We start from the raw sequence: 25,276 nt of genomic DNA, 5'->3' as shown, positions 1-25,276 counted from the left end.
CGAACCTATCGATGGAGTCGCCGATCGTCATGTTCATCCGGCAGAGACCCGTGCGGTGGGAGTCACACTGGCAGCACGGTTCTGAGTCTCGCGCGCATGAGATCACCGTTGGCGCTTAATTCTAGGCTGAGACCGTAGCTCCGCCGGCGTTCAATTGTTCCTGCTCGTCTGTCGCATTCGCCAGCATCGCCCTTGCAACTGGATCGCCGGGATAGCGAACAAGCACTTCCTCATAGATAACGCTTGCTTCCTTGAATCTTCCTGCTTCGAACAAGGCGGAAGCCTCCCCGGTCAACCGGCTCAACTCAGCGGCGCCGTCTTCTTCCCTCAGTTCCGGATCGTCGCTGCCTCTTATGCCCAACAATTCATAGACCATGAAGCGTTGCTCGCGTCCTTTAACCGCCACGCGGCGAAGTGGCCGCACCAGGATTGCATCGCCGGCCGCACTCACCACGCTCGCGCTTACGCAGATCCCAGTGCCGAACTGCTTGTTCATGCCTTCCAGCCGGGCCGCTACGTTTACGTGGTCGCCCATCGCGGTGTAGCTGAAGCGCTCGGCAGAACCGACGTTGCCGACCAGCACGTCACCGGTGTTGAGCCCGATCCGCGTCCGGAACGGCGGGCGCCCTTGCGCGAGCCAATTTGCGTTGAGACCTTCGAGGCGGCGCCGACAACGCAGCGCGCCGCGGCATGCGCTGAATGCCGGGTTAGGTAGCGCGACGGGCGCGCCCCAGAAGGCCATCACGCCATCGCCGATGAACTTATCGACCGTGCCTTCTTCTTCGCCGATCGCCCTCGAGATGATCTCAAAGTAGGCGGACATCTGATCGAGCAGGGAGTCGGAGTCCGAGTGCTCGGCAAGTGTCGAGAAGCTCTCGACATCGGAGAAGAATATCGTCAGGCATCGCCTCTCGACTCCGAGCTGCAGCGGTATTCCCGACTTCACCAGGCCCTTCACGACTTCGACTGGAGCGAACGAAGAAAACGACTGCAGCGAACTTCGCAGCAACGTTGCCGCGGCCTGCAGTCGGGCGATCTCCTTGATCTTCGAAGACGGATTTTCACGCTTCTCGAACGACAGGTCCTCGATCGCCTCCAGTTCCCGCGTCACCCGCTCCAGCGGCCGCGTCAGCCGCCGGGCCAGAACGAATATAAGGGCAAGCTCGATCACGGTCAGTACGACGATCGTCACGATGATCTTTTGATTGGTCTGGCGCAGTTGTCCCACGAAATCGTTCGTCGGCGTCAGGATCACCGACTGCCATGGGCTGCCGAAACTTTCAGGAAAGCGCGCAAACGAGGCGCTTATCTCGCGACCATCCAACGGCGAGTTGAACACGAAATCATCGTTGTTGGTCTCGACATGAATCCGGTAGGCTTCCCGCACATCCCGATTTTCGATGTTCGCGAGTGTTACGATCTGCAGAGAACCGGCCTTGAGACTGGTCAGCCTCTCGCTCTCTGATGATGAGACCACCTTGCCGTCGTTGGGGTCGGCAATGATTGTAACGCTGTTCTGGCTTGGCCGCTGCTTGGACAGATAGCGTGACAGGACCGCAAAGGTGATGTTGACGGATGCGCACCCCAGGAATTCGTTATCGCCACGGTATATTGGATAACGCGCCGCAATAATGGGATTTCCGGTGTCGGGGTTGATAAACGGCGGCGTCACGTACAGTGCTCGGGACTCTCTTGCAGCGGCATAGCCCTGCAGCGTCCGAAAATCGAATGCGATAGGAGTGCTGGATTGGGCAATCGCATGCGGCCAGGTGTCGTAGAATGTGCGGTGCCGCTGGCGAACGTCCCCTGCGGAGAATGCATCGACGTAAGTCGAGTGCCAGTTGGCCTCTCCGGGTATCTGTCGATCTGATCGCTTCCGGTCTTCGTCGGCGCGCGTGACAATGCGATGGTAGCCGCCCTCAAAACTGACATACGCAGCGTCGATCTGGGTTGAGGAGATGAGCACACGATAGAGCGCCTCATTGCTCTCCTTGGTCCGGAAGAAAGACGGTTGCGCGGCCGCCGATTCCGCGAGTAAGCCGAGAACACCGCCGACGCCGCGCATCAGGTTCTCGATACTCTCGATGGTCGCAGCTCGCGATTTTCCGATGTGCTCTTGCAGCAGCGCAATGATCGCTTCGCTGTTCTTCTGGTGATTGAAGCCGAGAATGAAGATCAGGATCGGAATGCTGAGCGATACGAACAGCCCGGCCATCACCATACTTAACCGCAATTGGCGAGAAGCTCGCTTGCCGAGTCTTCGATAGATCGCGACTGCGACGATTACGACCAACAGCAGGACTGCCGCGGGCACGATCGCTTTAAGCCAACCACGAAGCTTGTCCTCAAAGGGCTGGTGGAATGGCGGGTCTGGCAGACGGCCCTTGGGCAGCATCCCGAGGCTCTGATAGATTCGTGCGATCGCATTCCACCGCTCGACCGTCTGACTCCCCAGCTTGATGAGCCCCGGCTGTATCAGGGCCTCGGTTCGAACCGCTTCGAACATCAATGCTTCGCGCGACTTGATAGTGGGATAGTCGCGCAGGATCAATTCGACCGTGCCCTGCTTGTCGGCCAGCGCTTGCTCCCAGCCCTTCAGGCTCGCTGCAAGGAACGCCTGGACCGTCGCCGGGCTACGGTGCAGCAGCGCTTCGCTGGTGCAGAGATTGTCTCCGTAGAAATCGAATCCGAAGGTCCTCGGCGTGAAGGAACGGAAGGGAACGCCGTGCTGCTCGAATATGAATGGTTCGTTGGTGACGTACGAAACCATTGCATCCGCCTTGCCGTCGAGCAGATCGAGCGGATTGCCCGTATGTTGGACGCGCGGTAGCGCCGCGTAGTCCACGCCCTGCTGCTTGAGCATGGCGGCGAGGTCTTCGCTGCCAGAGGCATCCATCAAACGATGGCCGGTCAATTCCGAGAGGGCGTTGATACGCGTACGGCTCGGCACGAGGATGTTCGCCGCGGAGTGCTGGAAGATCACGCCCAGCACGCTCACCTTGTTCTTTGCGGCTTGGGGCAGGACCACGCCGCTCGCGCAAACGCCGAAATCGGCCTTGCCGGACCCGACGTCTACCATCGCGTCGATAAATGGGCCGCCCTGACGAATCTCAACGTCGAGCCCGGCATCCCGGTAGTAGCCCTGCTCCAGGGCCACGTAGTAACCGGCGAATTGAAATTGATGCAGCCATTTGAGCTGCAACGAAACCTTTTCCAACGCCTTGGCAGCACCCGGGTCGAACGTAATCGCCCAAACCAACAAGGCGCCTGAGGTCCTCATCGCCCAGCGCGGGAGCAGCCATAAGGCCCGCTTTGAACCCTTGAAAGGACGGGGCGCAGAACGGCGAAAAAACATCAATCCCCGCTCCAGTCTGGGCTGCGCACCAACGCTATGGTGCAGGGGGCTGCGATCGACGTTTGATCTGGGTCAACAGTTCTAAGAGGTCGTGCGCCGCTGGGAGGTTTCCCGGCTGGCGCGAAATCGCTGCCTGTCGCGAGGTCACCCTGTCCCCGTTACGGTGTGCGAGGGCTCGACCACTTGGGGCGGCTTCACCGCATCATGGACGGCAACGCCAGCAAGCCGAGCGTAGTTGCGCTTCAATGCCCGCAAAGCCTGCCATTCCACGCATGCTGAAACTTGCGGCTCGCCATGGCGGCTAGACCGACCTTGGGGCTACACCAGAGGCCTCTGGCATGTAGTAAGGCCTGATTTACGGGGCTTTCTCGAAGCCGTTTTATTATGGCGGAGAGGGAGGGATTCGAACCCCCGATAGGCTTGCACCTATGCCGCATTTCGAGTGCGGTGCATTCAACCACTCTGCCACCTCTCCTGAAGGCGCCATGGTAGGAGCTGCGGCCCCTGTGGTTGGGGGCGTTAATAGGCGAGGATGGCGGGCCAGACAAGGCGCGAAAGGGGAAAATCCGCTGCCTCTTTTGCCCCAGACCTCGCCACTGGGAGGAACTGCCATGGAGCACCTGACGATCTCCGCCAATGGCGCTAACTTCCACGTGGTCCGTGCCGGACGTGGAAAACCGCTACTTTTGCTGCATGGATGGCCGGAATTCTGGCTGACCTGGGAGCCGGTGATCTCAAGGCTCTCGGACCGTTTCATGCTTGTAGCGCCCGATCTGCGCGGCTTTGGCGACAGCGACAAGCCGGATGGTCCTTACGGGCCTGATCGCCATGCGGCGGACATGCTGGCCCTGATGGACCGGCTCGGCATCGAGCGATTCGGCGTCGTCGGCCACGATGTCGGCGGTGCCGTGATGCAGCCGCTGGCGCGGAAGGCGCCCGAGCAACTCGCCGGGCTGTTCTTCTTCGATTTCGTCTATCCCGGCATCGGTCCGCGGATGGCGGCGCCTGATCGACTCAACCACATCTGGTATCAATCTTTCCAGCAGATGGAGATGGCGCCGCGGCTCGTCGGTGCGAGCCGCGAGAGCTGCCGGCTCTATATCGCGCACTTCCTGAAGAATTGGGCACATCGCAAGGACGCCTTCGACGACGTCCTCGACCTCTTCGGCGACACCTACTTCAGGGATGGCAACCTCGCCGGCGGCTTTGCGCATTATCGCGCGTCGCACGCCGGGCGCGTTGCGATGATGAAGGGCGAGGCACTACCGCTACCGCCGATCAAGGTGCCGACCTGCGTACGCTGGGCCGAGCACGATCCGCTGTTTCCCTACGCCTGGACCGACCGGCTGGGAGAAACTTTTGCCGAACTCGATCTCGCGATGTTTCCCGACGTCGGACACTTCCCGCATCGCGAGAATCCGGATCGCGCGGCGACGGAAATCGCAGCGTTCTTTCAGCGCATCGGCTGGAGCTGAGCCGCTGGAGAAGCGGCAAAGAACGGGTGGGACCGCCAGACGCGGTAAACACTGGCGGTCCCGTGCCGCTCATCGAAATGCTGGCCAGGAAGGGCGGCTTCGCAGGCCTGCGTGAGACGACCATTCGACCGTAGCGTGTAGCTGCCGCGTCGCAACGCAATCCGTCCCTTAACCTAACCAGTCAAGGTTACTCTGGAGTCCCGAGGCTCCAGATTCTGGTTTTGCGCGTTTTCTTGACGCGAACCGGCATCCACTTCGCTTGAAAACGCCAGCTAGTCGTTCTTGTTGTTTTCCTTGGCCTTTTTCTTCCCGTTCTCCGACCCGTCCTTGCCGCCGTCCCTGTCCTTGTGGCGGTTGGTAAAGCGCGCATTGCCAAGGCCCGTGCCGATGGTGAGCACGCCCCAGCGATCGACATCCTGCATGAACGGCACCTCGGAGAGGCCTTGAACCACGCCGTCATTGTGCATCAGGATCGCCGTGTCGTGCTCGCCGATCGTGGGGATGCCCTCGATCAGACTCGCCGGCAGGTTGAATTTGCTGCTCTCCCAATTCCCCGGCAGATTCTGCGCGCCCTTCTCGATCGAACCGTCCTCGTTGATCACGCCGGGACAGGCAATGCCGATGAAGGGCGCGAGCTTGAAGCCGTCTTTTTCGGCCTCGGCAATCAGCCACTTCAGCATCTTCGTGAGCCGCTTCACCGCGCCTTCGCGCGTCGGCTCGTCGTCGGCATGACGCCACAGCTCTGATTTCACGACCTTGGCCTTGGACAGATCCTTGCCCTTTTTCCAGACGGTCTCGACCAGACCGCAGCGAATGTTGGTGCCGCCGATGTCGACCGCGAGGATGCTGTCATAGGCCTCGAAAATCCAGGACGGCGCCAGATGCAGCGTGCCGATCAGGCCGGCTTCGTCGGGGTGATGCCGGATCGGCACCATGTCGATCTTGAAATCCTCGGCCTTGAGAATGATCTCGGTGCGCGCGATCGCGAGCTCGCCGAGCCGTGAATCGCGAAAGCCGCCGCCGACCACGATGCGCTCGGTCTTGGCCCAGGCCTTCGTCTTCAGGAAGCGGCGCGTGACGTAAGCGAGCTCCTGGGCAAACTCCTCGATCGCGCTGTGCACCACCGCCGAGGCCTCGACGTCGTCGCTGATCAGGATCGAATCCAGCGTCTTCTTGCTGATGTTCTCCGACGGCTCGTCGCCGAACGGATCCTCGCCGGTCTTGCGCAACGGCTTGCGCCAGCGGTCGAGGATTTCGCGGAACGCACCCTTGCTGGCGCGGTCGCCGAGGAAGCCATCCTCGTCCTTCATCTCGATGTTGAAACTGTCGATGTCGACCGACGGCAGCCGCTCGGCGCCATGATGGGCGATGCCCGTCGTCGTCTTGACCAGTTCGTCCGTTGCCATGGATGCCCTTGCCCGAATGCCAGATCGCGAGGACAACGGTGCGGGAACCCGTTGGTTGCAGGGTCGGCCGAGATTCAGCAGCGGCCGCGAAATTGGCCCAAATCCTTCAAATCCGGGCTCTTTTCGGCAGTTTTCCTTGACTCTTCGCAGCCGGCGGCTATAAGTCCGCACAACCGGCGCGGGGCGTTTCTCGCGCCGCTTGTTTTTGCGTGGGTTTTCAAAGGGATAACTCCCGCCCGCACAAAACTCGCAATAAACCCATAGCGACTGATCAAAAAGCCGGCCCGGACGTACCAGTCTCGAGGCCGGGATTGAACACGGAGAAAAAACGATGTTCGCAGTCATCAAAACCGGCGGCCGGCAGTACCGCGTCGTTCCGGATGATGTCTTGGAAGTAGGCAAGATCGAAGGCGAAGTTGGCACGATCGTGCAGCTGAGCGAGGTCCTGGTGGTTGGCGGCGACACGCCGATCCTGGGTCTGCCGACGGTCGCAGGCGCGTCCGTTGCGGTCGAGGTGCTCGACCACAAGCGCGGACCGAAGGTCATCGCGTTCAAGAAGCGCCGCCGCAAGAATTCGCGCCGCAAGCGGGGCTACCGCGACGAAATCACGGTGCTACGCGTCAGCGAGATCCTGACGGACAATGCGAAGCCGACCAAGGGCCCGCGTCCGAAGAAGGAAAAGGTCGCGAAAGAAGCTGCCGAGTAACGAAAACTGATCACGCCAATTCACGAATTGATGCGTGCGACGTTTTGAAATGATTCCGTCAAGGAATTGACCTAGAAATACGCAGGATTTCGGAGACGAGCCATGGCTCACAAAAAAGCAGGCGGTTCATCGCGTAACGGTCGCGATTCCAAGGGTAAGCGCCTTGGCGTCAAGGTGTTCGGCGGGGAGCGCGTGATTCCCGGCAACATCATTGCGCGTCAGCGCGGCACCACCTGGCATCCCGGCCTCAATGTCGGCATGGGCACGGACCACACGCTGTTCGCCAAGATCGAGGGTCGTGTTGAATTCCAGGCCAAAGCCAACGGCCGCACCTTTGTAGCGGTACTCCCGCTTGCAGAGGCTGCTGAATAGACGGTGGATCTTATTTGGAGTCCGCCGGGTCCTTGACCGAACCGGCGGAGTCCAGAGATCAAAAGAGATCGAAGGCTCCAGGGGAGGCAGGGAAACCGGCCTCCCCTTTTGTTTGTCGTGTTCACTTTTCCCTTAGTGACTTTGACGGAGCCGGACATGTTGCAGGATTTCTCGAGCGTGACCTTGCAGGAGGCGAGACCCAGCGTCGTCGCCACCGAGCGGCTGACCTTGCGGCGGCCGACCCTCGCCGACGTCAGGACCATCGCCCGCCTCGCCAACGACCGCCGCGTCGCTGAAAACACCCGCCGCCTCCCCCATCCCTATTCGCAGGACGACGCCGTCGAATTCATCCGCGCCACCGCCGAGCTCGGCAGCGAGACCGTGTTCCTGATCGAGCACGACAGCGGACCGGTCGGCATGGTCGGCATCGACCGCTCCACGCCTGACAATGCCGAGCTCGGCTACTGGCTCGGCGTCGAGCATTGGGGCCGGGGTTTTGCCACCGAGGCCGCGCGCGGCGCGATCGACTTCTTCTTCGAGGAGTTCGAGGACGACCATCTCCATGCGGGTGCACGCGTCACCAATCCAGCCTCGCGCAACGTGCTGGAGAAGTGCGGCTTCCAGTGGAGCGGCGTGCAGCTGCATCGCTTCCTTGCACTGGGCTCGTCGACACCGGTGGACTGTTTCCGCCTGTCGCGCGGCGTGTGGTCGTCGCTGAAGAGCTGGAGCAGCGCGCGACGGATGAGGTAGGCAGTCTCTGCTGTCGTCCCGGCGAAGGCCGGGACGACGAGAAGCTACACCGGCGGATTGACCTCTTCGCTGGGGCGGCCGAGATCGCGCTCTCGCACATAGATGTAGAACCCGGCGCCGATGATGATCGCGGCGCCGATGATGGTGGCAATGGACGGCACGTCGCCGAACACGACGAAGCCGAAGATCACCGCCCAGACGATCATCGAATATTGGTAGGGCACCACCACGCTCGCCGGCGCAAGCTTCAGCGACCGGTTGACGCAGAACAGCGCCGTGACCGAGATGCATCCGGCCAATGCGAAGAACACCAGGCTCCCCGGCGTCGGCGGCACCCAATGGTACGCCGACAGCACCGCGCCCAGCGAAAACGTGCCGATGAACTGCGAGGATGCCATCACGATGTCAGGCGTCTTGCGCAGGCTGCGGGTGATCAGCATCAAGGTTGCGAAAGAGAGGCTGCCGCCGAGCGCGATCAGCGCGGGCAGGCTCACCGTCTGCGCCGACGGCCGCAGCGCGATCAGCACGCCGCAAAAGCCGATCAAAATCGCGGTCCAGCGCCGCCAGCCGACCTTCTCGCCCAGAAAGATCGCCGACATCGCAGTCACGAAGATGGGCCCGGCGAGATAGTAGGTGATGACGTCGGCGAGCGGCAGATAGACAGTCGCGAGGAAGAACGCCGCCACTTCCAGCGTCGACAGCACGACGCGAAACAGCTGCAGGCGCGGCCGCTCCAGGTGCAGGAACTGGTGACGCTGCTTCCAGATCAGCGGCGACAGCAACAGCAGCGCCGCGCAGGCACGCAGGAATAGCAATTGCCCGACCGAATACGTCCCGACCAGGAACTTGCCCATGGCGTCGCCGAACGAGAACAGGAAGATCGACAGCACCATGAGAGCGATGCCGGCCAGCCGCGCCGAGCGGTCGTCATAGGCGGAAAGATTTTTGAAGAGAGACATCGAGCGCCGTTTTAATGAAGCAGGCCGCCGCGACAAGCCCGCGCAAGCCGAATTGAACGGATTGTCGCACCCCTCGCGCCGCGGTAGCGATAAGCATCTCACTTATGAAAGAGCTTTGGCATGACCGACTTCGACCCGGCCCAGCATCGCATGATCAGCGCGCAACGCTGGTTTGAGGATTTCGTGGTCGGCGAGCGCTTCGTGCTGCCAAGCCGGACCCAGACCACGGGCGTGTTCGCGGCGTTCCAGACCGCGAGCGGCGACACCCATCCGGTGCACTATGACATGGAGTATTGCCGCAGCCGCGGCATGCCGCATCTCCTGGCCCACGGCTTTCAGACGCTGATCCACACCGCGCCCGGAGCGGGCCTGTTTCCGTTCATGGTCGAGGAGTCCCTGGTCGGCTTCCTCGAGCAGTCGAGCCGCTTCCTCAAGCCCGTGTACGCCGACGACACCATCTATCCCGCGCTCGAAGTCACCGAGCTCGCGCCGGGCCGCACGACCGGCGCGGTGACGCTTCGGAGCACTGTCTTCAACCAGCGCAAGGAGCTGGTGCTTGAAGGTACGCAGAAATTCCTGATCCGGCGCCGGCCGGTTGGTTAAGCAAGGGGTCAAATTCGCGGAATTTCGGCCCATTTGCGGATAAGTCCGGGTTGCCGGGCGTGCCCGGCTGGCCTACCTATGGCCGATGAAATTCCTCGACGAAGCAAAGGTCTATATCCGCTCCGGTGACGGCGGGAACGGCTGCGTGGCGTTCCGCCGCGAGAAGTTCATCGAATTCGGCGGTCCCTCCGGCGGCAATGGCGGCCGCGGCGGCAATGTCATCGTCGAGGTCGCCGACGGCCTCAACACGCTGATCGACTATCGCTACCAGCAGCATTTCAAGGCCCAGAAGGGCGAGAACGGCTCGGGCTCGGACCGTCACGGCGCCAACGGCAAGAACATCGTGCTGAAGGTGCCTGTCGGCACGCAGATCTTCGACGAGGATCGCGAGACCCTGATCCACGACTTCACTGATGTTGGCGAGAAGTTCGTTCTTGCCGAGGGCGGCAATGGCGGCTTCGGCAACGCGCATTTCAAGACATCGACGAACCGCGCGCCGCGCAACGCCAATCCCGGCCAGACCGGCGAAGAACGCTGGATCTGGCTGCGGCTGAAACTGATCGCAGATGCCGGTCTCGTCGGCATGCCCAATGCCGGCAAGTCGACCTTCCTGTCCAAGGTCAGCGCGGCGCGGCCCAAGATTGCCGACTATCCCTTCACCACGTTGCACCCGCAGCTCGGCGTCGTGAACGCTGACGGCCGCGAGTTCGTGCTCGCGGACATTCCCGGCCTGATCGAAGGCGCGCATGAGGGCACCGGTCTCGGCGATCGCTTCCTCGGTCACGTCGAGCGTTGTCGCGTGCTGCTGCATCTGATCGACGCCACCTGCGAGCACGCCGGCAAGGCCTACAAGACGGTGCGCAAGGAGCTCGACGCCTATGGCGGGCTGCTCACCGACAAGGTCGAGATCGTCGCACTCAACAAGATCGACGCGGTCGAGCCGGACGAGCTGAAAAAGCAGAAGGACCGGCTGAAGCGCGCGGCGAAGAAGACCCCGCTGCTGCTCTCCGCCGTCACCGGCGACGGCGTCAAAGACGCGCTCCGCGCGCTCGTCGACGTCATCGGCGAAGCCCCGGTGTCGGCCAAGGCCAAGAGCGCCGCCGAAGCGGAGCCGTGGTCGGCTTGATTGTCGTCCCGGCGAAAGCCGGGACCCATACCGCGTGATCTATCGATGCGAACGGTCGTCGTACCGAACCACTAGTCGTCGCCTAACTACTCCCTGGGGTTATGGGTCCCGGCGTTCACCGGGACGACATATGAATGCGTGACCCGGGCACGCGCATCACCAGCTTGTCTTCGCTAGCGCAATAGCGCAGCATCAAAAAATCAAGAAACGACAGGGGCGAGGCATGGCGCGCGCGAAGAACGTTCTCTGGATCATGTGCGACCAGCTTCGCTATGATTATCTCGGCTGTACCGGCCATCCCACGCTGAAGACACCGAACATCGACGCCATGGCGAAGCGTGGCGTGCTGTTCTCGAAGGCTTACGTGCAATCGCCGATCTGCGGCCCGTCGCGAATGTCGTTCTACACCGGCCGCTACATGCGTTCGCACGGCTCGCACTGGAACGGCTGGCCGCTGCGCGTCGGCGAGCCCACGCTCGGCGATCATCTCAACAAGATCGGCGTGCGCAACGTGCTGGTCGGCAAGACCCACATGGCCCCCGACCTCGAGGGCATGAAGGCGCTCGGCATCCCGCCGGAATCGATGATCGGTGTCCATGTCGCCGAATGCGGCTTTGAACCGTATGAGCGCGACGACGGCCTGCACCCCACGGGGCGGCCACGCCCAAAATACGACGCGTATCTGCGCCAGCAGGGATTTGAAGCCACCAACCCCTGGGAGCACTGGGCGAATTCAGGTGCGGCGGACGACGGCAGCTTGCAGAACGGCTGGCTGCTGGTGCACGCCGACAAGGCCGCGCGCGTGCCGGACGAGCATTCCGAGACGCCCTACATGACGCGGCGCGCGATGGACTTCATCGGCGAGGCCGAGACCGACGGCCGTCCCTGGTGCCTGCATCTGTCCTACATCAAGCCGCACTGGCCCTACATCGCGCCAGAGCCCTATGCGAGCATGTATTCGACCGATGACATGATCCCGGTAATCCGCTCCGAGCGCGAGCGGCAAAATCCCCATCCGGTGTTCGGCGCCTATATGGACATGCGCTACTCCCGCAACATGGCGCGCGACGATGCCCGCGAGAAGGTGATCCCGACCTATATGGGCCTGATCACCCAGATCGACGACCAGATGGGCGTGCTGATGAAGTTCTTGGGTGAGCGCGGCCTGCTGGACACCACGATGATCGTGTTCACCTCGGATCACGGCGACTATCTCGGCGATCACTGGATGGGCGAGAAGGACCTGTTCCACGAGCAGTCCGCAAAAATCCCGCTGATCATCATCGATCCCTCCGCGGAGGCCGACGCCACGCGCGGCACGCGCAGCGATGCGCTTGTGGAAGGCATCGATCTGGCGCCGACCTTCGTCGATTATTTCGGCGGCAAGGTTCCGGGTCACATCCTCGAAGGACGCTCACTGCTGCCGTTGCTGCGCGGCCCCACGCCGGGCGACTGGCGCAAGGTGGCATTCTCGGAATACGACTACGCCATGCAGGATGTGCGGCTGAAGCTGAACCAGCCGATCGAGCGCTGCCGCCTTTTCATGGTGTTTGACGGCCGCTGGAAATACATCCACGCCTCCGGTTTCCGCCCGATGCTGTACGACCTCGAAACCGATCCGGAAGAGTTCCTGGATCGCGGCGACGATCCGGATTGTACCGCAATCATCGCGCGGCTCCAGGCCGAGCTGTTCGACTGGGCGCTACATCCCAACGATCACATCACCACGCCGCGCGAGAAGATCGCGAACTATGCGGACAATCAGTTGCAGGTGAAGGGCGGGATCTTGATCGGCATCTGGGACGAGCAAGAACTCGCGGCGATCAAGGACGGCATCGCGCAGCGCGCCAAGATGTGAGTGAGCGAAGCTAGTCTCTCACAACGCGTCATGCCCGGGCTTGTCCCGGGCATCCACGTCTTGCGTAGATTGCCGACGCATGTGGATGGCGGGAACAAGCCCGGCCACGACGCCGGAGTATGAGGCCCGGGCGGAGACTCAATTCTCGATCTTGTACCCCGTCGCCTTCACGATCGGCTGCCAGAAGGCCGTGTTCGCGGCGAGCTCCTTCGACAGCCCGTCCGCGCTGCTGCCGACCGGGATCAGGCCGATCGCGGTGAGCCTCTCCTTCACTGCGGGCTTGGCCAGCGCGGCACTTGCCGCTGCGCCGAGCTTGCTGGCAAACTCCGGCGGACTGCCGGCGGGAAGCCACATGCCGTACCAGGCATCCGCAACGAGATCGATTCCGTCCTCCTTCAGCGTCGGAACGTCAGGCGCGAACGGCGAGCGTTCCGCGCTCGAGACCCCGATGATCTTCACGCTCTTGGCGCGATGCTGTGGCAGCGCATCCGCCAATGTCGTGATACCGAACGAGATATGCCCGCCGATGAGATCGTTGAGGATCGGCGCGCTGCCGCGATAGGGCACGCGGGTCAAGGGAATGCCGAGATCCTTCTCCAGCTTCGAGCCGGTGAAATGCGGAATGGTGCCGTTGCTCGGCACGCCGAACGAGGTCTTGTCGGGGTGCGCCTTCAGCCACGCGACGAACCCCTTGAAGTCGGCGACGTCCATGGCCGGACCCACCACAAGCGCAAACTCGTACCGCGCCAGCAGCGACACCGGCATGAAATCCTTCGCTGTGTCGAAGCTCGGCGTCGTCTCCACCATCGGCAGCAGGTACATGGTGGGCCCCGTCGTCACCAGCACCATGCTGCCGTCAGGATTCGCACCCTTCACCGATTTGATGCCGATCAGGCCGTCGCCGCCGGTGCGGTTCTCGACCACGACGGTCCGTTGCAGCATCGGGGCGATTTCCTGCGCAACCAGGCGGCACAGCGTGTCGCCTCCCGCCCCTGCCGCGAATGGAAAGATGATCTTCGTCAACCCGGCCTGAGCTTGCGCCTCACCCGCTTGCGCCAGCAGCGGCAGACCCAGACATCCGGCCATGAATTTGCGGCGATCCATTCGCTTCCCCTCCAGCCCATTGGTGATTGCCGGCATTAGAACCGGCTCCGCGCTCAAGACAAGGCCGACCTTCGCCGTTTACCATTCCGCCCGCCTTGCGCCGGCCATCGTCCTGCTGCAAAAGCAGGCCTCATCGGCGCCGCCCGTCGCTCCGCCGTTTCCAGAGCAATTCGACCTAGCGCCCATGGCCAGCCCCGAACTCAGTCAATTCCGCCGCATCGTCGTCAAGGTCGGCTCCGCACTGCTGGTCGATTCCGACCGGGGCGAGGTGCGCGCGTCCTGGCTCGCTGCGCTCGCGGACGACATGGCCAAGCTGCACAAGCAAGGCCGCGACGTGCTCGTGGTGTCCTCGGGCTCGATCGCGCTCGGCCGCAGCCGGCTCAAGCTGCCGCGCGGTCCGCTGAAGCTGGAGGAAAGCCAGGCGGCCGCTGCCGTAGGACAGATTGAACTGGCGCGGATCTGGTCCGAAGTGCTCGGGGCTCATGGCATCGGCGCTGGCCAGATCCTGGTCACGCCTGGGGATACCGAGGAGCGCCGCCGCTATCTCAACGCCCGCTCCACAATCGGCAAATTGCTGGAATGGCGCGCAATCCCCGTCATCAACGAGAACGACACGGTCGCCACAAACGAGATCCGTTACGGCGACAATGACCGCCTCGCCGCGCGCGTCGCCACCATGGCGAGCGCCGATTTGCTTGTGCTGCTGTCCGACATCGACGGGCTCTACGACGCGCCTCCGAAGAACAACCCGAACGCCAAGCTCATTCCTGTCGTCGACAGCATCTCCTCGGAGATCGAGGCTGTGGCGGGCGATGCCGAGTCCGAACTCTCGCGCGGCGGCATGCGCACCAAGGTCGAGGCGGCCAAGATCGCCACGACAGGCGGTACGCACATGCTGATTGCGTCGGGCAAGATCGAGCATCCCTTGCAGGCGGTCGCCAATGGGGGCCGCTGCACCTGGTTCCTGACGCCGGCCAATCCCATCACCTCACGCAAGCGTTGGATCGCGGGCACGCTGGAGCCGAAGGGCACGCTGACCATCGACGCCGGCGCGGTGACCGCGCTGCGCGCCGGCGCCAGCCTGTTGCCGGCCGGCGTGATCAAGGTCGAGGGCCAATTCGCCCGCGGCGACGCCGTGATCGTCCGCGGCCCTGATACCAGCGAGGTCGGCCGCGGCCTGATCGCCTATGACGCCGAGGTCGCCGAGCGGATCAGGGGCCGCTCCTCTCCCGACGTGATGACCATCCTCGGCATCAGCGGACGATCGGAGATGATCCATCGCGACGATCTGGTGGTTGGCGGGTAAGGGCCGCTGCGGCCCTTTTTGCCAGGCCGGTGACCCAGCCGAGGTGCAACCGGGGGTACCTGCCATACTCTCCCCGCCCTTCGCAGACGCGGGATTTCCGTGCTAGGACACCGCCTTAGCAAAAGGTTGAACTCTCCCATGGCCGCCCCCCTCAAAGCCGTCGACGGCAATGCCGATCTTCTGGCCCTGATGTCCGATCTCGCCACCCGTGCCCGCGCTGCCGCGCGCGTGCTGGCGCTGGCGCCGCCGGAGCAGAAGAACCGGGCACTGGAAGCCATGGAGCGGGCGATCCGCAGCAACGCCGCAGCGATCCTCACCGCCAATGCCGAGGACGTCGCCGAGGCGCGCGCCTCCGGCAATGCGACCTCGTCCTTCATCGATCGCCTGACGCTGACGCCGGCGCGGGTAGAGGGCATGGCCGAAGGCATCGCGGTGGTGCGCGGCATCGCCGATCCCGTCGGCATCGTCACCGAAAGCTGGCAGCGCCCGAACGGCATGACCATCGAGCGCGTGCGCGTGCCGCTCGGCGTCGTCGGCGTGATCTTCGAGAGCCGGCCGAATGTCGCGGCCGATGCCGGTGTGCTCTGTTTGAAGTCCGGCAATGCCGTGATCCTGCGCGGCGGCTCCGACAGTTTCCGCTCCTGCCGCGCCATCCATGAATGTCTGGTGCAGGGCCTGCGCGAAGCTGCTCTGCCCGAAGCCGCGATCACGCTGGTGCCGACGCGCGACCGCGCAGCAGTCGGCATGATGTTGTCCGGTCTCAACGGTGCCGTCGACGTGATCGTACCCCGTGGCGGCAAGAGCTTGGTCGCGCGCGTCGAGCAGGAGGCGCGCGTACCTGTGTTCGCGCATCTCGAAGGCGTCAATCACGTTTACATCGACGGCAGCGCCGACCTCGCCATGGCGAAGTCGATCGTGCTCAACGCAAAAATGCGCCGCACCGGCGTCTGCGGTGCGGCTGAAACACTGCTGGTCGATCGCGCCGCTGCCGGCAAGAATCTGAAGCCGCTGGTCGAGATGCTGCTCGAGGCCGGCTGCGAAGTGCGCGGCGACGACGCCGTGCAGAAGACTGACGCACGCGTAAAGCCTGCCAGCGAAGACGATTGGGACACCGAATATCTCGACGCGGTCATCGCGGCGAAGGTGGTCGACGGCGTCGACGGCGCGATCGCGCATATCCAGGATCACGGATCGCATCACACCGATGCGATCGTGAGCGAGAATGACGTGGTCGCGAAGAAATTCCTGAGCGAGGTCGATTCCGCGATCGTGCTGCACAACGCCTCGACGCAGTTCGCCGACGGCGGCGAGTTCGGCTTCGGCGCCGAGATCGGCATCGCCACCGGCCGCTTCCACGCCCGCGGGCCTGTCGGCGCCGAGCAATTGACGAGCTTCAAGTATCGCGTTCACGGCACCGGGCAGACGCGGCCGTAAGTAACGTCGCGGGGCGGGCGGGCATTGAGTAACAATTTCGACGTGCCGCGCTTCGTGGCGCAAGCGGTCCCGCCTCATACCGAGGGGATGCGCATCGGCCTGCTCGGCGGCTCGTTCAACCCGCCGCATCAGGCCCATCGCGCGATCAGCCGGTTTGCGCTCAAGCGATTGCAACTCGATCGCGTCTGGTGGCTGGTCACGCCAGGCAATCCGCTCAAGAAGAACGGCAATCTGCATGAGCTCGGCGCGCGCATGCAGGCGGCGCGCGACGTCGCCAATGATCCCCGGATCGAGGTGAGCTGTCTCGAATCCGTCATTCGCACCCGCTATACTATCGACACGATCAACACCTTGCGCCGCCGCTTCAGCGGCCTGCGCTTTGTCTGGATTATGGGCGCCGACAATCTCGCTCAATTCCATCGTTGGCAGGACTGGCGGCGGATCGCCGCGCAGGTCCCGATGGCAGTCATTGATCGCCCGCCGCAGAGTTTTCGCGCCCTTGCCTCTCCCGCCGCCCAGGCGCTCGCGCGCTATCGTCTGCCGGAGAATGAGGCAGCCTTGCTTGCGGATCGGCCGGCGCCGGCCTGGGTCTTCCTGACCGGATTGAAGCTCAACCTGTCCTCGACGGGCTTACGGAACCCGGACGGGAGCTGGAAAGGTACGAAGTGAGACGGAGTGTGGGGTTTTACGGGCTCTCTGGCATATTGAAACCCTTAACCCCACATGATGTAGTGTAACCAGCGAAGGCCGGATTCGGCGTTCGCGATACAGTGAAAGGAATGGTCCCTGGCCACGTCTGTATTGTCCAAGTCAGCTTCATCGAAGTCTGTTTTACCCAAGGCTACGAAACCGACGCGTAAAACATCGACCAAAGCTGCGGCCTTGAAGGCGCAACCCGACGCCGACAAGACGCTGAGCCTGATCCTCTCCCGCCTCGAGGACATGAAGGCGGAAGAGACGGTCACCATCGACCTTCGCGGCAAATCGGCATACTCCGACTACATGATCGTCACCACCGGCCGCGTGAACCGGCACGTTGGCGCGATCGCGGAGAACGTCGCCAAGGGCCTCAAGGAAAACGGCATCAAGAACATCCACGTCGAGGGCTTGCCCAATTGCGACTGGGTGCTGATCGATTCCGGCGATGTGGTCGTGCACGTATTCAGACCCGAGGTCCGTGAGTTCTACAATCTGGAGAGATTGTACACGCAGGGCCCTGGAGCGGCGAAGGCGATCTAGGTCGACCTGGCCGATTTCGAATCGGCTGACGCGCATGCTAGCGTCGTGCGCGCGCGGAATGCGTGCGGTCTCGAGAACACGACTCTGAAAAGATCATGCGCGTTGCTGTCATTGCGGTGGGCCGGCTGAAACAGGGTCCCGAGCGGGAGCTTGCCGACCGCTATTTCGACCGGTTCGACGAGGCCGGCCGCAAGCTCGGATTCCGCGAACTCACCATCCACGAACTCCCCGAAAGCCGCGCGCGCGACGCCGCGACGCGGATGACCGAGGAGGCTGCAGCGATCTCCGCCCATATCCCTGACAAATCGATCCTGGTGGCGATGGACGAGCGCGGACAAAACCTCGATTCCACCGTATTCGCACGGAATCTCGGGCGCTGGCGCGACGAGGGCGCCGGTCATACTATCTTCATGATCGGAGGGGCGGACGGACTTTCGCCCGAATTGCGCCGTAAGGCCAAGCTCGCGATCGCGTTCGGCTCTGCGACCTGGCCGCATCAAATGGTCCGCGTCATGCTTCTGGAACAGCTTTATCGGGCCGCCACCATTCTGGCCGGCCACCCCTATCATCGCGCGTGATTCGCGCCACAACGAGCACCTTGCCCCACAGATGCGAGCGCAGATCCTCAATTTGCTGCTGATTGCAAGCTGCGCCGGCGCAAGCCCCTTCGCCGAAGAAAGCCTCGCGCAAGCTCAGACGGCGGCACCGGCGCCTCAGACGGCGGCCATCTCGCCCGACGCCATCAAGCAGCGCGAGCAGGAGCTGGAAGCCGCGCGCGCCCGGCAGAAGAGCGCCGAAGAGGCACAGGCCAAGCTGAAGGCCGAGATCACCTCGCTCGGCCAGGACCGCACCCAGCTCAATCAGCAATTGATCGACACCGCCGCCAATGTCCGCACCGTCGAGACCAAGATCGACGAGGCCGAAGGGCGTCTGCGGACGCTGAATGGCCGCGAGCAGGAGACGCGCGCCTCGCTCGATTCGCGCCGCTCCGACATTGTCGAGGTGCTGGCGGCCCTGCAGCGCGCCGGCCGGCGCACGCCACCGGCGCTGCTGGTGCGGCCTGAAGATGCGCTACAATCGCTGCGCACCGCGATGCTGCTCGGCGCCGTCGTGCCGGAGTTGCGCAGCCGCGCCGAGAAGATCGCGGGCGAGCTCGGCGGTCTCGTGGCCTTGCGCAAGAGCATCGCCGCAGAGCGCGACCAGCTGGCCTCCGACCGCGACAAGATCCGCAGCGACCAGACCCGGCTCGCCGCCCTGGTCGATGAGCGGCAGCGCCAGCAGGCCTCGCGCGAAAAGGACCTCGACGCCGAGAACTCGCGCGCGATCACGCTGTCAAAGCAGGTCGGCGATCTCCAGGGGCTGATCGCCAAGATGGAGCAGGACCTGCAAAGCGCCGCCAAGGCGGCCGAGAAGGCCGCCGAAGCCGCAAGGCTGGCCGAGGCCAAGGAGGCCAAGGCCGCGGCAAACGCTGTCGCGAACGCCAAACCCGGCCCGGCCGTCTTCAAGGACCGTTCCCGGACCAGCCCGGCCATCCTGTTCGCCTCGGCCAAGGGACTTCTGCCACTTCCGGTTAACGGTAACACGATCAGGGATTTTGGCGGTTCCGACGGGGTCGGCGGGGTCCAGAAGGGCATTTCGCTGGCCACCAAGCCCGGTTCGCAGGTCACAACGCCGTGCGACGGCTGGGTGGTCTATGCCGGCCCGTTCCGCAGCTATGGACAACTCTTGATCCTCAATGCCGGGGGCGGGTATCATGTCCTGATCGCCGGGATGGAGCGCATTTCGGTAAACATCGGACAGTTTGTGCTCACGGGGGAGCCGGTCGCGACCATGGGGTCGACATCTCAAGTCGCCTCCATTCTCGCCACCAACGCGAGTCAACCTGTGCTGTATGTCGAGTTCCGCAAAGACGGCACTCCAATCGATCCAGGCCCATGGTGGGCCACAAATGAAGGCGAGAAGGTTCGCGGATGATGCGCAAGACTTCAGTTATCCTCCTCAGCGCGGCCACCGGTGCGGCGCTGACGCTGTTCGTGACTCAGCCGCGTGCGGTGTTCATGGGCTCCAGCGCGCGAGCCGCGACCGCGGACACCTATCGCCAGCTCAATCTGTTCGGCGACGTGTTCGAGCGCGTCCGCTCCGACTATGTCGAGAAGCCCGACGACACCAAGCTGATCGAATCCGCGATCAGCGGCATGCTCACCGGCCTCGATCCGCATTCGAGCTACATGGATGCGAAGAGCTTCCGTGACATGCAGGTGCAGACCCGCGGTGAGTTCGGCGGCCTCGGCATCGAAGTCACGATGGAAGACGGCCTGATCAAGGTGGTCTCGCCGATCGACGATACGCCCGCCTCGCGCGCCGGCGTCATGGCCAACGACATCATCACCAATCTCGACGACGAAGCGGTGCAGGGCCTGACCCTGAACCAGGCGGTCGAGAAGATGCGCGGCCCCGTCAACACCAAGATCAAGCTGAAGATCATCCGCAAGGGCCAAGACAATCCGATCGACGTCACGCTGGTGCGCGACAATATCCGCGTCCGCTCGGTGCGCGCGCGCGTCGAGGCCGACGACATCGCCTATATCCGCATCACCACCTTCAACGAGCAGACCACCGAGGGCCTCAAGAAGGAGGTCGCCAACCTCTCGACCCAGATCGGCGACAAGCTCAAGGGCTACATCATCGATCTCCGCAACAATCCGGGCGGCCTGCTCGAGGAAGCCGTCACCGTCTCCGACTCGTTCCTGGAGAAGGGCGAGATCGTGTCGACCCGTGGCCGCAATGCCGAGGAAACCCAGCGCCGCACCGCGCATGCGGGCGACCTCACCAAGGGCAAGCCGGTCATCGTGCTCGTCAACGGCGGTTCGGCTTCGGCGTCGGAAATCGTCGCCGGCGCGCTGCAGGACCACAAGCGCGCGACCATCGTCGGCACGCGCTCGTTCGGCAAGGGCTCGGTGCAGACCATCATCCCGCTCGGTTCGGGCAACGGCGCACTGCGTCTCACCACGGCGCGCTACTACACGCCGTCGGGCAAGTCGATCCAGGCCAAGGGCATCGTGCCTGACATCGAAGTGCTCCAGGACGTGCCGGACGAGTTGAAGTCGCGCACCGACACCAAGGGCGAGGCTTCGCTGCGCGGCCATCTCAAGAACGACGGCGACGAGAAGACCGGCTCGCAGTCCTACGTTCCGCCGGATGCCAAGGACGACAAGGCGCTCAAGCTCGCCGACGACCTGCTCCACGGCATCAAGAACAGCGCCTCCGCAGCACCTGCGCCGGGCGGCGACAACAAGGCCGCACCCGCGGACAAGCCCAAGGCGGCGAACTAGGCGCACCATCCGATTTGACGAAAAAGGGCGGCTCCGGGAGCCGCCCTTTTTGCTTGGAATTCCCGGCGCCCCCGGCCTATCCCGGCCTGCCGCCACTTGACCTCGGCGTGGTATCGTCGGTGCCAGTGATTCGGGATCTCGCATGACTGAAACGGCCGATGATCTGAGCGCCCCGCTCGGACAGGACAAGCCGCGCCGGAAGCGGCGGCTGCGGCTGCCGTTCACCGCCATGCAGGCGCTGGCCGTGATGCTCGGGCTGTTCCTGGTTGCCTTTGCCGGCTTTGCCATCTTCAACAAGGATCCGCTCGGCGGCGAGCCGATGACGCGGATCGCAATTCGCGATCCCAAAACCGCTGACAAGGCGGCCGACGAGAAGCCCGCCGCCGGCCATGGCGAAGAGAGCAAGCACGCGACCAAGGAAGCGCCGAAGGAGGCCGCCCCCGGCGACCACAAGACCGTCACCATGATCGACGGCTCGACCGGCGCGCGCCACGACGTGGTGATCGGCGCGGGCGACGCCGCCGACAAGGGCGAGGCGGCGTCCGCGGCCCCGCCCGTCATGGCCGGAATCGACCCAAAGCTGCTGGAGAAGTCGCGCTACGGCATGATCCCCGCGATCTCGGGCGATCTCAAGCCGTTCAACGTCTACGCCGCCGAGGCCGACCGCGCCAAGGCCGCGAAAATGCCTGTGGTGGCGATCGTGATCGGCGGCCTCGGCGTCGGCGCCGCCAAGACCACCGATGCCATCATGAAGCTGCCGGGCGCGGTGACGCTCGCCTTCACGCCCTATGGCTCCGCCCCCGGCAAGCTTGCCGAGCGCGCCCGCGCCCAGCGCCACGAGATCTTCCTGCAGATCCCGATGGAGCCCTACGATTTCCCGGACAACGATCCCGGGCCGCAGACGCTGCTGACCTCGCTCACCCCGGACCAGAACACCGACCGCCTGTACTGGCACCTCAGCCGGATGCAGGGCTATGCCGGCATCACCAATTTCATGGGCGCCCGCTTCATCGCGACGGACGCGGCGATGCAGCCGATCATCCGCGAGGCGTCCAAGCGCGGGCTCGGCTTCTTCGACGACGGTTCCTCGCCGCGCAGCATCGCGCCGCAGGCCGCAGGAAGTTTCGCCGTTCCGTTCGGCAAGGGTGATATTGCGCTCGACGCGGTGCCGACCCCGACCGAGATCGACCGCGCCCTGAACAAGCTGGAATCGGTGGCCCGTGAGCGCGGCGTCGCCATCGGCACCGCCTCTGCGCTCCCCGTCTCGATCGAGCGGGTCGGCGCCTGGATCAAGACTTTGAGCGACCGGGGTATCCTTTTGGTGCCATTGACAACCGCGATGCTGAAATCAAAATCCAGCTAAATCAAAGAATTGATGCGGCACGGGCCCGACGACCCGGCCGTCAGCACGCGAGAGGTTTGGCGGAATGGCGCGTTATGAGGATCTGCCCTACCGAACCTGTGTCGGTGTGATGCTGATCAACCCGAAAGGCCTGGTGTTCATCGGTCGCCGCGCCGGCGGTATCGAGCATGTCGACGACGGTCATGTCTGGCAGATGCCGCAAGGCGGCGTCGATCCCGGCGAGGACAATTGGGACGCGGCCAGACGCGAGCTCTACGAGGAGACCAGCGTGCGCTCGATCGAGCGGCTCGGCGAAGTGCCGGACTGGCTCACTTACGACATCCCGCGCACGGTGGCGGGACGCGCCTGGAAGGGCCGCTACCGCGGCCAGCGCCAGAAATGGTTCGCGGTGCGCTTCACCGGCAAGGACAGCGAGATCAATGTCGAGAAGCCCGGCGGCGGCGGCCACAAGGCCGAGTTCATCAGCTGGCGCTGGGAGCCGATGAAAAACCTCACCGGGCTGATCATCCCGTTCAAGCGCCCGGTCTACGAGCGCGTGGTGAAGGAATTTTCCGCGCTCGCGGCCGACTAAATCAAATTGTCACCCCGGCTTTGGTGCTAAGGCATCGCCGGACTGACAATGAGAGATTCCGCGTGACGAACGAAAAGCCCTACCGTCCCAATGTCGGGATCGCGCTGTTCAATGCCGCCGGCCGTGTGCTGATCGGCCACCGCTTCAAGGGCGACGGCCCCGAGATCATCCTGCCGGGGCTCGACTGGCAGATGCCGCAGGGCGGCGTCGACGAGGGCGAGGTCTTGCGCGATGCCGCCATGCGCGAGCTCTGGGAGGAGACCAGCGTCAGGAGCGCGGCCTATCTCGGCGAGACCGACTGGCTGACTTACGAATTCCCGCCCTATGACGGACCGCAGACGCATCGGCTGGCGAAGTTTCGCGGCCAGCGCCAGAAATGGTTCGCGCTGCGCTTCACCGGCACGGACGACGAGATCGATCCGCTGACGCCGCGCAATGGCCAGCCCGCGGAGTTCGACGCGTGGCGCTGGGAACGCCTCGACCGTGTCGCCGATATCGTGGTGCCGTTCCGCCGCGACGTCTACCGCGCGGTGGCGGGCGCGTTCGCGGCCTTCGCCAACTGAAATCGCGAAAACAACCCCATGCACAGTAGAGCGGGCTTGCGGGCGCTTTGCGCGGTGGCTCCCGCGAAGCGCCTGACAGTTCGGGCGAAATCAGCGAAAGCGCGCGCTAGTTGATCGGTCCGACCGTGAACGGTCCGATCGCGATGACGTGGCAGTCGCTGTCGTGCTTGACGCAGTCGGCGAGCGCGCCGTTGACGGCGGTCTGCTCGTCGGCAGCCCTCAGGCCAAGGCCCGGGCGACCGGCTGTGCCGACGGCCACCGCGTTCCAGCCCATGCCGTCGCCGAGCTTGCGCACGACATCGTCGCGCGCATCGGCCACGATCGAGGCATTGGTCGCGGCGTGGAAGAAGCCGTTGGCCCTGAACAGGGTCGGTACCGGCACGACGAAGACATCGTCGGCGGCGACGACCATGCAGGCTGAGCCCGCGATCGCGCCGCAGGACTCCAGCGAACGCCGCGCCGCCTCGTCGACCGACGACGCTCCCATCACCATGTAGTACTGACCGCCCGGACCAAGTGCGACCGAGCGCGACTTTGCCGCCGGCATGTAAATGTTTTCGACGCGATTCCTGGCCTGGTCACGCAGCATCGGAAAATCCTTCGATGCGGCCGGGCGCTCGGTGATGCTGTCGTGCCGCACCCAGGGCTGCGGCGGCATCGGCGGGCCGCCATGGCTGTAGACGACCTTGTTGCCGACCGCATAGAGCTCGCAGCGCCGCGGCGATTGCGCCGCGTCCGCGCGTTTCTGGCACTGGTCGAGCGCGGCGGTGCGCGCGGCCTCTTCGTTCGGCTGATTGAGCGAGGCGCCGGTGAAGCCGGCGATATTCAGGGCGAAGGCCTTGTGGTCGCCGGCGGCGGAATAGTCGGTGCTGAGATAGGTGCGGAGGCGCTCGTTGATGAAGGGCACCGTGTCCGCGGCGATCTTGCCGCTGGATGCGGCTAGCGGCGACGGAATTGGCGTCGGCGTTGCGGCAGCCGTTTGGGTCGGAGTCGCCGTTGACAGAGGCGACGGTGCCGGTGCCTTCGAGGCCATTGTGGACGTTGGGCTCGGCGACGGCGCGGCCGCGGTCGTCGCGACCTGAGCGCTCTCGAGCTTGGTGAAATAGAGAAAGCCGCCGACGCCGATGGCAACGACGGAGACGACGCCGACCACCAGCGGCCACATCCAGTTCGGCCCGTGCTCCCCCTTCGCGACCTTCTTCAACTGTGGCGTGGCATAGGTCCCGTCCTCGCGACGCATCGCCACCATGTAGGCGTGCACCGGCGTCGGGATGTTCTTCACTTCCTGTGCGCCGATATCGGCGAATTGCACCGACAGCTTGTTGGCGACCTGCTCATGCACCGCGCGGGAGACGCAGATGCCGCCGACTTCGGCGAGTCCTTCGAGGCGCGCCGCGATGTTGACGCCGTCGCCGAGCAGGTCGCCGTCGCGCTCGACGACGTCGCCGATGGTGATGCCGATGCGGAACGACATCTGCCGGCTCGGCGGATAGGCCATGTTGCGGGTTCGCAGGGATTCCTGGATGTCGATCGCGCAGCGCACCGCTTCCACGGCACTCGGAAATTCCGCGAGCACGGCATCACCTGCGGTATTGAAGATGCGCCCGCCGGACTTGGCGATGAAATCGTCGATGACCAGGCGATAGGAGGCCAGACGCCGCAGCGTCTCCTCTTCATCTTCCGCGACCAGCCTCGAGTAACCGGCAATATCGGCTGCGAAAATCGCTGCGATCTTGCGTTTCATCTGTGACCCG

22 protein-coding genes and 1 tRNA gene are annotated in these 25,276 nt (G+C 63.8%); 17 read left to right on the top strand and 6 right to left on the bottom strand.

All coding sequences use genetic code 11. The features are described 5' to 3' along the window. Positions 1-121: 121 nt before the first annotated feature. Entirely contained in the window at positions 122-3,355 is a 3,234-nt protein-coding gene (locus JQ631_RS20280; RefSeq protein WP_212328424.1) for an ABC transporter substrate-binding protein, read from the bottom strand. A 385-nt stretch (positions 3,356-3,740) separates the two neighbouring features. Beyond that, positions 3,741-3,830 (bottom strand) — tRNA-Ser (locus JQ631_RS20275). A gap of 136 nt (positions 3,831-3,966) precedes the next feature. On the opposite strand from JQ631_RS20275, the gene JQ631_RS20270 reads away from it, so the two are divergent. Further along, positions 3,967-4,830, top strand: coding sequence for an alpha/beta fold hydrolase (locus JQ631_RS20270; RefSeq protein WP_212328423.1), 864 nt, complete (start codon positions 3,967-3,969; stop codon positions 4,828-4,830). A gap of 272 nt (positions 4,831-5,102) precedes the next feature. Here JQ631_RS20270 and JQ631_RS20265 read toward each other — a convergent pair whose 3' ends face one another. Then, entirely contained in the window at positions 5,103-6,236 is a 1,134-nt protein-coding gene (locus JQ631_RS20265; RefSeq protein ID WP_212328422.1) for an ROK family protein, read from the bottom strand. 331 nt (positions 6,237-6,567) lie between these two features. Here JQ631_RS20265 and rplU point away from each other — a divergent pair, with 331 nt between their 5' ends. The 3 genes from rplU to JQ631_RS20250 all read left to right on the top strand — a co-directional run bounded on the left by rplU (position 6,568) and on the right by JQ631_RS20250 (position 8,064). After that, positions 6,568-6,942 (top strand): 50S ribosomal protein L21, encoded by a 375-nt coding sequence (gene rplU, locus JQ631_RS20260; protein WP_212328421.1) that lies wholly within the window; start codon positions 6,568-6,570, stop codon positions 6,940-6,942. 102 nt (positions 6,943-7,044) lie between these two features. Next, positions 7,045-7,314: a 50S ribosomal protein L27 gene (gene rpmA / locus JQ631_RS20255; protein WP_027533352.1), complete on the top strand. Its 270-nt coding sequence runs from the start codon at positions 7,045-7,047 to the stop codon at positions 7,312-7,314. A 156-nt stretch (positions 7,315-7,470) separates the two neighbouring features. Then, positions 7,471-8,064: a GNAT family N-acetyltransferase gene (locus tag JQ631_RS20250; RefSeq protein WP_212328420.1), complete on the top strand. Its 594-nt coding sequence runs from the start codon at positions 7,471-7,473 to the stop codon at positions 8,062-8,064. A gap of 44 nt (positions 8,065-8,108) precedes the next feature. Here JQ631_RS20250 and JQ631_RS20245 read toward each other — a convergent pair whose 3' ends face one another. Continuing rightward, the gene (locus JQ631_RS20245; protein ID WP_212328419.1) at positions 8,109-9,023 is read right to left on the bottom strand and encodes a DMT family transporter; all 915 of its coding nucleotides are present in this window, start codon (positions 9,021-9,023) and stop codon (positions 8,109-8,111) included. Between the two features lie 120 nt (positions 9,024-9,143). Here JQ631_RS20245 and JQ631_RS20240 point away from each other — a divergent pair, with 120 nt between their 5' ends. The 3 genes from JQ631_RS20240 (at position 9,144) to JQ631_RS20230 (ending at position 12,610) form a co-directional block, all read left to right on the top strand. Then, on the top strand, positions 9,144-9,626 hold the full coding sequence (locus tag JQ631_RS20240; protein ID WP_212328418.1) for a MaoC family dehydratase: 483 nt from the start codon (positions 9,144-9,146) through the stop codon (positions 9,624-9,626). Between the two features lie 85 nt (positions 9,627-9,711). Beyond that, positions 9,712-10,752, top strand: coding sequence for a GTPase ObgE (gene obgE / locus JQ631_RS20235; RefSeq protein ID WP_212328417.1), 1,041 nt, complete (start codon positions 9,712-9,714; stop codon positions 10,750-10,752). A 223-nt stretch (positions 10,753-10,975) separates the two neighbouring features. Continuing rightward, positions 10,976-12,610, top strand: a complete 1,635-nt coding sequence (locus tag JQ631_RS20230) for an alkaline phosphatase family protein (RefSeq protein WP_212328416.1) — start codon at positions 10,976-10,978, stop codon at positions 12,608-12,610. A 138-nt stretch (positions 12,611-12,748) separates the two neighbouring features. On the opposite strand, the gene JQ631_RS20225 is transcribed toward JQ631_RS20230, so the two are convergent. After that, on the bottom strand, positions 12,749-13,714 hold the full coding sequence (locus JQ631_RS20225; RefSeq protein WP_212328415.1) for a Bug family tripartite tricarboxylate transporter substrate binding protein: 966 nt from the start codon (positions 13,712-13,714) through the stop codon (positions 12,749-12,751). A 184-nt stretch (positions 13,715-13,898) separates the two neighbouring features. Here JQ631_RS20225 and proB point away from each other — a divergent pair, with 184 nt between their 5' ends. The 10 genes from proB (at position 13,899) to JQ631_RS20175 (ending at position 23,522) form a co-directional block, all read left to right on the top strand. Beyond that, positions 13,899-15,020: a glutamate 5-kinase gene (gene proB, locus JQ631_RS20220; protein WP_212328414.1), complete on the top strand. Its 1,122-nt coding sequence runs from the start codon at positions 13,899-13,901 to the stop codon at positions 15,018-15,020. Positions 15,021-15,158: 138 nt separating this feature from the next. After that, complete coding sequence (locus JQ631_RS20215; RefSeq protein WP_212328413.1) at positions 15,159-16,454, top strand: glutamate-5-semialdehyde dehydrogenase; 1,296 nt, start codon at positions 15,159-15,161, stop codon at positions 16,452-16,454. A 24-nt stretch (positions 16,455-16,478) separates the two neighbouring features. Then, positions 16,479-17,123, top strand: coding sequence for a nicotinate-nucleotide adenylyltransferase (locus JQ631_RS20210; protein WP_212328412.1), 645 nt, complete (start codon positions 16,479-16,481; stop codon positions 17,121-17,123). A 213-nt stretch (positions 17,124-17,336) separates the two neighbouring features. Next, on the top strand, positions 17,337-17,693 hold the full coding sequence (rsfS, locus tag JQ631_RS20205) for a ribosome silencing factor (RefSeq protein ID WP_212328411.1): 357 nt from the start codon (positions 17,337-17,339) through the stop codon (positions 17,691-17,693). Positions 17,694-17,788: 95 nt separating this feature from the next. Next, positions 17,789-18,271 carry a 23S rRNA (pseudouridine(1915)-N(3))-methyltransferase RlmH gene (gene rlmH, locus JQ631_RS20200; RefSeq protein ID WP_212328410.1) on the top strand — a complete coding sequence of 161 codons (483 nt, stop codon included), beginning with the start codon at positions 17,789-17,791 and terminating at the stop codon, positions 18,269-18,271. A gap of 31 nt (positions 18,272-18,302) precedes the next feature. Beyond that, a complete protein-coding gene (locus JQ631_RS20195; RefSeq protein WP_212328409.1) occupies positions 18,303-19,667 on the top strand; it encodes a murein hydrolase activator EnvC family protein in 1,365 nt (454 codons plus the stop codon). Then, positions 19,664-21,025: a S41 family peptidase gene (locus JQ631_RS20190; RefSeq protein WP_212328408.1), complete on the top strand. Its 1,362-nt coding sequence runs from the start codon at positions 19,664-19,666 to the stop codon at positions 21,023-21,025. Before JQ631_RS20195 ends, JQ631_RS20190 begins: the two co-directional genes overlap by 4 nt. Positions 21,026-21,167: 142 nt before the next feature. Then, entirely contained in the window at positions 21,168-22,388 is a 1,221-nt protein-coding gene (locus JQ631_RS20185; protein ID WP_212328407.1) for a divergent polysaccharide deacetylase family protein, read from the top strand. A gap of 64 nt (positions 22,389-22,452) precedes the next feature. Next, positions 22,453-22,959: an RNA pyrophosphohydrolase gene (locus JQ631_RS20180; RefSeq protein ID WP_212328406.1), complete on the top strand. Its 507-nt coding sequence runs from the start codon at positions 22,453-22,455 to the stop codon at positions 22,957-22,959. A gap of 62 nt (positions 22,960-23,021) precedes the next feature. Beyond that, positions 23,022-23,522 (top strand): RNA pyrophosphohydrolase, encoded by a 501-nt coding sequence (locus JQ631_RS20175; protein WP_212328405.1) that lies wholly within the window; start codon positions 23,022-23,024, stop codon positions 23,520-23,522. Between the two features lie 106 nt (positions 23,523-23,628). Here the strand turns inward: JQ631_RS20175 and JQ631_RS20170 are convergent, their stop codons facing one another. Continuing rightward, complete coding sequence (locus JQ631_RS20170; protein WP_212328404.1) at positions 23,629-25,266, bottom strand: adenylate/guanylate cyclase domain-containing protein; 1,638 nt, start codon at positions 25,264-25,266, stop codon at positions 23,629-23,631. Positions 25,267-25,276: the final 10 nt, after the last annotated feature.

The sequence above is a fragment of the Bradyrhizobium manausense genome (assembly GCF_018131105.1).
Lineage (GTDB): Bacteria > Pseudomonadota > Alphaproteobacteria > Rhizobiales > Xanthobacteraceae > Bradyrhizobium > Bradyrhizobium manausense_B.
This window is presented reverse-complemented; position numbering and strand designations above follow the sequence as displayed.